This window comes from Sporomusa sp., assembly GCF_057736855.1.
Genome location: NZ_JBYKYF010000108.1, coordinates 1 through 9,319 on the forward strand (window position 1 = coordinate 1; position 9,319 = coordinate 9,319).

6 protein-coding genes and 1 pseudogene are annotated in these 9,319 nt (G+C 40.3%); 5 read left to right on the forward strand and 2 right to left on the reverse strand.

Annotation, left to right across the window (positions count from 1 at the left end):
• Positions 1 to 1,144 (forward strand): nicotinate-nucleotide--dimethylbenzimidazole phosphoribosyltransferase (locus AC29Z1_RS08825; protein WP_488271091.1); only part of this gene is annotated, 1,144 nt, incomplete at its 5' end.
• On the opposite strand, the pseudogene AC29Z1_RS08830 reads toward AC29Z1_RS08825, so the two are convergent.
• Positions 1,114 to 2,544: pseudogene (locus tag AC29Z1_RS08830) on the reverse strand (NADP-dependent glyceraldehyde-3-phosphate dehydrogenase); the annotation flags it as partial. The gene AC29Z1_RS08825 and the pseudogene AC29Z1_RS08830 sit on opposite strands and share 31 nt — an antisense overlap.
• Positions 2,545 to 3,567: 1,023 nt before the next feature.
• On the opposite strand from AC29Z1_RS08830, the gene AC29Z1_RS08835 reads away from it, so the two are divergent.
• Complete coding sequence (locus tag AC29Z1_RS08835; RefSeq protein WP_488271092.1) at positions 3,568 to 4,527, forward strand: porin; 960 nt, start codon at positions 3,568 to 3,570, stop codon at positions 4,525 to 4,527.
• Between the two features lie 200 nt (positions 4,528 to 4,727).
• Positions 4,728 to 5,372, forward strand: a complete 645-nt coding sequence (locus AC29Z1_RS08840; RefSeq protein WP_488271093.1) for a trimeric intracellular cation channel family protein — start codon at positions 4,728 to 4,730, stop codon at positions 5,370 to 5,372.
• 277 nt (positions 5,373 to 5,649) lie between these two features.
• Here AC29Z1_RS08840 and AC29Z1_RS08845 read toward each other — a convergent pair whose 3' ends face one another.
• Positions 5,650 to 6,111 carry a hypothetical protein gene (locus AC29Z1_RS08845; protein ID WP_488271094.1) on the reverse strand — a complete coding sequence of 154 codons (462 nt, stop codon included), beginning with the start codon at positions 6,109 to 6,111 and terminating at the stop codon, positions 5,650 to 5,652.
• Positions 6,112 to 6,446: 335 nt separating this feature from the next.
• On the opposite strand from AC29Z1_RS08845, the gene AC29Z1_RS08850 reads away from it, so the two are divergent.
• Positions 6,447 to 6,581 carry a hypothetical protein gene (locus tag AC29Z1_RS08850; protein WP_488271095.1) on the forward strand — a complete coding sequence of 45 codons (135 nt, stop codon included), beginning with the start codon at positions 6,447 to 6,449 and terminating at the stop codon, positions 6,579 to 6,581.
• 313 nt (positions 6,582 to 6,894) lie between these two features.
• A complete protein-coding gene (locus AC29Z1_RS08855; RefSeq protein WP_488271096.1) occupies positions 6,895 to 9,057 on the forward strand; it encodes an ATP-binding protein in 2,163 nt (720 codons plus the stop codon).
• The last annotated feature ends 262 nt before the right edge of the window (positions 9,058 to 9,319 follow it).

Below are 9,319 nucleotides of genomic sequence, written 5' to 3' on the forward strand. Positions count from 1 at the left end.
TTCACGTCCCCGTAATCTGGCTAAAGGCATTATCATTATGGCCGCCGATAACGAAGCAACCATTGCTGCCAGATGTAGATATGAATACATACCCACTATCCAAAAAGTTGAAAACTTTTGCCAAGGCAAATCGCCAATCAATGTTTTTGCTGAGCATGCCAAGGCTACGCCAATTTTAGTGGATATTGGTGTTGCTGCTGAATTGCCCCCTTATTCCAACGTTAGACATGAAAAAATTGCTTATGGTGCGAAAAATATGCTGCAAGGTCCGGCATTAACCAGGGAACAGGTTATACAAGCCATAATGATCGGAATCAAAATTGCTTCTGAGACTATAAACACTGGTGTGCAGGTCATTGGCTTGGGGGAAATGGGAATAGCGGCAACGATTTCTGGTTTGGCGGTTGCCTCTTGCTATAGTGAACAGCCGCTTGAGAACATCACTGGACGTGAACGGGCGCTTATCAGACGAGCTTGGATAGTCAATGAGCCTGATAAGCATGATTCTTTGGATGTCTTGACAAAAGTAGGCAATTTATCGATGGCAGGCTTGGTTGGGGTAATTATTGGTGCAGCTTCTGGGAGAGCAGCCATAGTGCTCGATGGTCTTGTTACCAGTGCTGCCGCCCTGCTTGCGGTGCAGATGGCTCCCATGGTGAAAGACTATTTGATTGGGTCGCACTTTGCGGCTGAGCCGGGACATAGAGAGCTGCTCGGTTTGCTAAGAGTACCAGCCTATTTGAAGCTGGATATGAATCTAGGTGAGGGAACTGGTGCTGCTTTGGGCATGTCGCTCATTACAGCATCACTCCATGTGCTTAATGATATGAAAACTTTTGGGGAAGCCGAAGTCGCTGTGGCGCAAGATGGACCAGGAGCCTTAAAACAAAGCAAAGATATTAAGGATTTAAGTGGACAATCCTCTCGCTGTCAGCCTCTTCAAGTTTATAATAGGAAATCGGTTGATAAAAATTTGGATTTGCCTTCTTTAATGATATTGGTAACTAACTTCTTGTTGGCAGGTGTGGTTTTAGCAGCTACCAAAGTTCGAATAGAGAATGCCCGCAATGCGTCAGTTACCGATAAAGTACCCTCTGCCGAATCTTTTCTTCCGGTAAAGGGAAAAGTATCTGGTCCCCGCTGACACTGACTATTGATATTTACCCGGCAGACTTGGTTTACCAGGGGATCGATGAGACTGGCCATCATGTCTGGATCTGTCCCGAAAATACTGACCTGCTGTCCGTAATTTGATTCAATGACATAGCGGATGGGATCACGAATATCTTCATATACAGCAATGGGGACCAGGGGGCCGAATTGCTCTTCGGTGTAGATTCGCATATTGTCATTGACCGGATACAAGACTGCTGGTTTGGCAATAGAAGCATAGTTGTCACCACCGCCTGGATTGACCACAGAAGCGCCATGGGTAACCGCATCGGCAATGAGTTCCTGTAGATAGCCGATTTTGCTGGCTTCCGGCAGCGGCGTGATTTTGACATCAGGGTCCCAGGGGGCGCCTAATTTAAGACTGTTGACTTTATCTGAAAATCGTTTAATAAATGTATCAATGATTTGGTTATGCACAAACAGAATTTTGATGGCAGTGCAACGCTGACCATTATAAGATAAAGAACCAACTAAGGTTTCTTCTAAAGCCTGATCCATATCCGCATCTGGCAGTATAATTGCGGCGTTCTTGGCTTCCAGCCCCAAAACACTACGTAATCGATGCGGTTTAGGATGTTGCTGTTTTAGTTTGTCGGCCACAGTGCTGGAACCAATGAAGGCTAGTACGTTGACCTTGCCGGAGCGCATAATTGGGCCTACTACGTTCTGACCGGAACCATATACGGTATTAACCACGCCAGGCGGAAAAGCCTCATGGAAAGCGGTCAGCAGCGGATAATGCAGTAATACACCTAGTTTGGGAGGTTTGAAGACTACTGTATTTCCCATAATCAGAGCTGGGATTAGGGTGGTAAAGGTTTCGTTGAGCGGATAATTGTATGGACCCATACATAATACAACTCCTAATGGGGCACGTCGTATTTGGGCCATAATTCCCTGCTCAATGGTAAAACGGGAGGATTCCCTGTCCAGACTTTTAAGGGCTTCGATAGTATCCCGGATATAATCCACTGTTCGGTCAAATTCTTTTTCTGAATCCGGCAGTGTTTTCCCAATCTCCCACATGAGAAGTTTAACAATTTCTTCCCGTTTTTCGATCATTTTGTGGACGAAAATTTCCATGTGACGGATTCGACCTTCCACCGTCATTGTAGGCCAAAGACCGCAACCGTTATCATACGCTTTAACGGCAGCCTCCAGGGCTTCCAGTGCCTCCTTTTCACTTAAGACAGGATAACAACCAAGGCGTACTGGCTGAATGGCTCCGGCTTTTCGCACTAGTACTGGCGAAACCACTTCGTGGTAGGGACCATCCCACTGCTTGAGTTCACCATTAACTAGATACTGCTTTTGCTGTATGGGTTTGGTTATTCGAAATTGTTCTGGGATATCTGATTCTGCGGGAAACACTGCTTGTAGTTGTTCATTTTGTCCCAATTATTTCACGCTCCTCAATATATTGTATTTATGGAAATAACAAAATAACAATTCTGCACAGTTTATTAATCATTGTCTGTAAACTAATAGATAAAGTATAGTCCTATAGTTACCCATCTTTACTTTCTTATACCAATGAAGACGAAGCTGAGGACAGGAGCCAGGTAGTGGCTTAAGCAAAATGCAAAAAAAAAAAAGACCTTAATGATCTGGTGTAATTTTGCATATTACCCAAGTTAAGGCCACCGTACAGATGGGAATCATCAATAAAGAAACCATGCCGGAAAAGAAATCTGTAAACATATATATCCCTCCGGTACATTATATGCAACGTGCGGATTATAGAGAATCAACTAACTCTAATTATTTAGATATTTTTCCCATTAAAATTGCTTGCTAAACAGTAAGGTTACAGCCATTTGTTCGGCATATTTTTCTTTTACTAATTATGGTATTTTTTCAAAAAAATTCTCAGTAATTTCTGGTATAGGGTATTGACAGTTTTACTGTCAGCCGATTACTATATATAAGTAATATAGTGCGGATAATTGACAACTGAGCGAGTGAGAAAAACATGGTTTTACAAAAACTGGTTAATTTCACTAAGGAGTCAGTTCGAAACTATGATTACCGTAGTTACCTGCGGGTGGCTAATGATTTAGGATTACCAATATGGGTCTCTGTGTTGTCTTGAGCGCAAGCCAACTGAAAGACGGAACCAATTTTTTGGCAGGGACAAGCTTCGTAGGTGTTATTTATTATTCTGGCATTGCTACATAACCGTGGTGTGCTTAGTGAGCTTATCCTAGTTAGGTATTATTTTCAAAATCATAATGTCAATTTGGTAAATAGGTTATGGCAGCGAAGCTGGCAGTACCAGGAAGTTTCAAGGCCAATGCTAAAAAATGAGTGCCGTTTATCAGTTGGATCAGCGTTTCAAACAGGCGAGGGTTATCCTTACATCATGTTAAGAAAAATAAAGGAGGAAGTACATTAATGAAAAAAACTGTTGCGACATCCCTTGCTGCCGTGATGCTGTTAAGCGCCAGCTCGGCCATGGCTGCCTCGTTTCCCGAGTTCCAGTTAAACGGAGATGTGAAACTTCACTACCGCTGGAATGAGAATGACAAAGATGGTGGCAAATTCTGGTTCCGATTGAACGCCACTTCAGAAGTTGCCAAAAACCTCACTTTCTACACCCGTTTCTCCACTCAATTCCTTTCAAGTGATAATGTTGGGGCTGACTTTTATCAGGCTGAGTATCATGATGATCATGCAACCACCATTGACCGTTTTGGCTTTATTCTAAAAGGCAAAGGTTTTGACTATACCATTGGGCGTCAAGACTTATTCTTGGGACAAGGCCTTTTGGTGGATTCTACTGGTTACTTCGGTAAACATACGGGAGCTATTGACGGTGTTAAGGCTACCGGCAAATCTGGTATTACTGATCTTACGTTAGTTGCCGGTCAGGCTTGGGGACAACCTTGGGATAAGAATGCCGATGAAGCGAAAATCTATGCAATTGATGCTTCCTATAGTCCAGCCAAAGACTGGAAACTGGGGGCCACATTAGCGAAAGTCACCGATCGTAAAGACGGCGATGATTCCACGCATTATGGAATCAATGCTTCTTACACCGCAGGCAAAGCCACCTATTTCGGTGAATATGGCAAGTCAGATGCAGATTCTAACGACAAAGGCTATGCGATTGGGGCAAGCTATGATCTTGACAAGAAAAACTCCATATTTGCTATCTACAACCGGGTAGAGGGCAATGTTGAAGCTTTTGAAGGCATGACTACCTATGATACCAATGGCAAAGGTATGTACTATGGCTTCTCCCATAAGATCGATGCCAATACCACCTTTGATCTGTTCTACAAAGATATGAAAACGATTGACAAAGGCGAAGATTACAGATCCTTCCGTACGACCGTTACTTATAAGTTCTAAAGCACAAATAACCCCGCTGATTGCGATCAGCGGGGTTATTGCACGCTAAGTACGGTGCTGAATAAATGGCAATCTATATTAAACTGTTCTGCTATTAACTGAAAAATCTTAACTTTTTGCCTTATAACAAATTTTAGCTGCTATATGGTAGAATGGAGATAAGAAGCAAATTAGGTTAATCTATAAGAGAGGCAGAAGCAATGGCATGGACCATATTTGAAGTCACGGGAATCATTGCATTTGCGGTTTCCGGTGCATTGACAGGGATTCATAAGCGGTTAGATGTTTTTGGCGTATTAGTATTGGCTATAACGACTGCGATTGGCGGAGGAATCATGCGTGATGTGATTATTGGTAATACACCGCCGTTAACCTTCCGGGATCCTACTTTTTTTATTATCAGTTCACTCACTACGATTGGCGTTTTTTTCACTTATCGCTGGTTGGAGAGATTCAAAAATACGATACAGATATTTGATGCCATCGGATTGGGTGCTTTTACGGCTACAAGTGCTAATCTTGCCATCCAGCACAACCTGGATTCGCTGTGGATTGTTACGACAGTTGCTGTAATCACAGGAATTGGCGGTGGTGTTTTGCGGGATGTGTTTGTCAAGGAAATTCCGTATGTATTTCGCCAGGAGGTCTATGCGATCACGACTATTGTAGGCGCTATTGCCTTTTATTATGCTCAGCAGTACTATGTCGGCGATATACCCTTGTATCTTTGCTTTGGTATTACCACAGGTTTGCGGCTTGGCTGTATTAAATACGGCTGGAATTTTCCCGTGATTGGCAATGATTCGGAGAAGGCAGTGTCTGGCACCAGAAATCAGGGAAACTGATATTAGCTTACTCTGTCTGTGAGGTATCATGCTAAAGTGGATTTACTACTCTTTTCCTCAAAAAAAGATTATTGTGTAATTGGAGAATGAAGAGGTTGTTCAGCGATAGGACGAACAACCTCTTTGTTATATGCCCACATGGGCGTCGGTTATAAAGCAAAGTCAATATAACAATATACATGACGGTGCATGGTGCAGCAAACGTGTTTATCTTATGTTGTGAATCATCCAACGATTGGCTAATGTTTCAGACAGACTAGGTTAGTGGCTGTTACCGTTATCTGAGAATAAACCGATTATCTCTAGGGTGCCAGCCATCTTTACCAATAAATATTTGTTTGCGGGGCATGTCACTGCCGTCTTTTTTGAGATCAAATTTTAAGATAGTTCCTTTTCTTACTTTAAAGCTAAATTCATCAAACCCGCGACCAGTCAAACGAAAGCGAATTACATTGCGTTCACGGTTCAATTTAATATAATCACCATTTTCCAAGTTTTGTTCTTCAATATCATAAAAACGTCCATCGGTTTGAATTATACCAGAAAATACGTGTTGACTGCGCAGGTTAGTTGATTTTACATGAAATTCATCATTATGTTCATGCCATATTGATATACTAGGTTGAGTAAAGCGATGCTGATACGGACGTCCTTCGGAGCGATCACTCCAGGCGAAAGCTGTTCCCGAAAGGGTAACAAGAAAGCAGGTAAGGACTATTAAACAGGCAATTTTTTTCATCACAGTCATCTCCTTAATATGGTTTTAATAGTACTATATAACATTAATTTGACAAAAATATGACAATGAAATAAAAAATGCAGATAATAGACAACAAAGTATTGAATGAAAAGCCATCTTTAACCATTGTTTACCGTTGGGAAATAGTAATACAGATAAGAAGAGGGCATGGGTAGATGAAAAAGTTACTAAAATTGAGCAAAATATGCGTAAAACGGCAAGAAAAGTGGATAAATTGCGACAATTTTTATTATGTATAGTTTCGGAATCATGTTGGAATATGTTAAAATGATGATAAGATGTAAGTGCCAGCTGCTGCTGAGAGGAGATGTATTATGTCTGAGTCAAAATTTCGTACTCAAATGCACATGTTTCTTGATATTGTACTAGATATCATACCCTATTTTATTTTTGGCGTTAGCACGTTAGGAATAACTGTGCTAATTTTATATCTTATTGGGCCTAAATAATTTATATTGCATTTGGTACAGCAGCAAGGTAAATGCACAGCTTTTTCCTCTTAGGTCAGGCTCATAATTGGATTTATATCTGTCTTCATGATAGCTGGTAAGGATAGTTGCCTTATCTGTATAATTCAGATAAAACAAGAACGCTTTCCCTAATTATTTTAACTAGGGTTAGCGCTTTTTTTATAGATTAGGAAGTAGGCTTACGACAAAAGCAGAAATACAAAAAGACAAATCTAGCAATCTATAAAAAGGTTATTTCCAAAAATTGGAGAAATTATAGAGGTGGTGACTTGTTATTAGGAGGGAGATTTCTTTGCAAAAGCCATCAATTAGAAGTGTTTTTATGTTTGGGGTTTTTTTATCTTGTACTATTCCTTTTATTTTAGGCTGTTTATATGTTCAGATATTGGTTACCAGTGAAACCAAAAAGGATTTTGAGAAAACAGTCAAGGATGCAATTGGAAAAGTATATACAAGTGTTAACGGTCAATTAAAACTCGCAAAAAAATTAATTAATACGTTCGCTAACGATGAAAGAACCATACAACTTTTTGAGGCTATTGGTGATCGTATAATTGCAGAGCCTTCACAACTTACACCAGAGCAGTACCAGCATGTAATGATGGTGGAACAGATGTATAGGGAAATTATGCATATTACGTTAGGGACAAGTCAAGGTGGTTATCTGAAATATCCCGATTTTTCTACTGTAAAAGTGTTTGATCCCCGTACGCGAGCTTGGTATCAGGATGCTGTGATGAGCAGAGGCAAACCCTATATTACCAAAGATCCTTACTTAAATGCAAACGGGGAATATCTTATTACTGTTGTTCACACAGTGGAGCGAGATAATGAAGTGGTTGGGGTGGCGGTATTTAAATGGAGTTTGCAGACATTATATCAGGAGATAGAAAATATTGATATAGGGGAAGATGGTTACTTGGTCATTCTTAATCAAAATAATAAAATCATTGCCAGTCCTAAACACCCGGAGTGGCTGCTAAAAACTCCATATGAATTAAATATTCCGGAATTAATGCATTTGGAGGAACAAAGGGATTTTGCGGTGAAAGAGGAGCAAACCGGAGAGATTGTCTATGTGGATGTATATCATGATACTGGCTGGAAGGTTGTAGCCGTTTTCAACAAATATGCCTTAAGTAAACGTGTTAGTGCCCGGCTATATCCGATATTATACATCTATTGTGCTACTATGTTATGTGTGCTGCTGTTTATTTACCTACTAGCACAGAAAAAAGTGATTGAGCCGATTGATGCTTTAATCCGTGGTGCTCAGGCTATTGCTGATGGATCTACGAATGTGCCAATTTCCACCAGCGCAAATGCTGAGTTTAACGTGCTGGCTAATACGTTTAATAAAATGGTGCAGGCGTTAAAAAGAAATACAGATAAAGTGTTAGAGCAAAATTTAGAAATTCAAAAGCGAGAGCGGGAATTTAAGACGTTAGTAGAAAACGCGCAGGATGTCATCTTCCGATTATCAAAATCTTGTAATGTAGTGTATGCTAATCCTGTATTAGGAAATTATATCGGAATACCTGCTCGATGGCTTATTGGCAGGCATATCGAGGATTGCGGATTTTCTAAGCAGTTTACCAGTATGGTTAACAGTATTATTGATGGCCAAGCAAAAGATGGCGTTTTAGAGATTGAATTGATTAACAAACGTAATGAGGTAGAATATTTTAATGCTCATATTATCCCGGAATACAATGAAAATCAGGTCGTTGAGACAGTATTATGCGTATTGCGGAATGTTACCCAGTATAAACTTATGGAGAAAGAAATGCTTCGGCTGGATAGATTACATATTGTTGGCGAAATTGCTGCCGCCATTGCTCATGAAGTGCGGAATCCGATGACGACGGTTCGCGGCTTTTTGCAACTGTTAAGAAAAAAAGAAAAAGATACCGAACGGCTATCGTTTTATAGCCTCATGATTGAAGAATTGGATCGTGGTAATGAAATTATTACCGAGTTTTTGTCATTAGCCAAAAATAAAACCCTTAAATTAAATATGATGAAATTAAATAATATTATCGAGGCTATTGCACCGCTAATTAAAGCCAATGCCTTAATGGCTAATAGTAGTTTGCGGCTAGAGCTTGGTAACATTCCGGAATTGGAACTTGATGCCAAAGAAATACGGCAGTTAATTTTAAATCTTGCCCGCAATGGATTAGAGGCCATGCCTCAGGGAGGTACACTCACCATAAGTACGTACAAGGAAGAAGGCAATGTAATATTGAAGGTCAGTGATCAGGGAACCGGCATTGCCCCCGAAGTACTTAAAAATTTAGGCATGCCATTTATAACAACAAAAGAAAACGGTACTGGTCTGGGGTTAGCTGTATGTTACAACATTGTTGATCGGCATAAGGCGCGAATGCAAGTTGAATCAGGGCCTGAGGGAACGAGTTTTTATATTTACTTTCATGTGACTAGTACAAATTAAAAGTTATTTAATTTGTAAATACATTGTTATCAAAGTGCAATATTGCATAAAAAGTACAAAAACAATGTAAAAGTTTATAATAAAAATAAAGAATAATGTTGACACTGAGTGGAAGTTTATGTATTATGTATGTAACAATATTATAAACAAATGACGATGAACGGAAGAGTAGTTATATTCTGATATTCACAGCGAGCTGGAGATGGTGTGAGCCAGTAATATCAAATATAATGAAAATCATCCGCGAGTTGCGGGCTGAAAG

What these genes read in the sequence shown, in the direction of transcription:
- AC29Z1_RS08840 (WP_488271093.1), top strand. Translation starts at nt 4,728, where the DNA reads ATGGCATGGACCATATTTGAAGTCACGGGAATCATTGCATTTGCGGTT.
- AC29Z1_RS08850 (WP_488271095.1), top strand. Translation starts at nt 6,447, where the DNA reads ATGTCTGAGTCAAAATTTCGTACTCAAATGCACATGTTTCTTGATATT.
- AC29Z1_RS08845 (WP_488271094.1), bottom strand. Translation starts at nt 6,111, where the DNA reads ATGAAAAAAATTGCCTGTTTAATAGTCCTTACCTGCTTTCTTGTTACC.
- AC29Z1_RS08835 (WP_488271092.1), top strand. Translation starts at nt 3,568, where the DNA reads ATGAAAAAAACTGTTGCGACATCCCTTGCTGCCGTGATGCTGTTAAGC.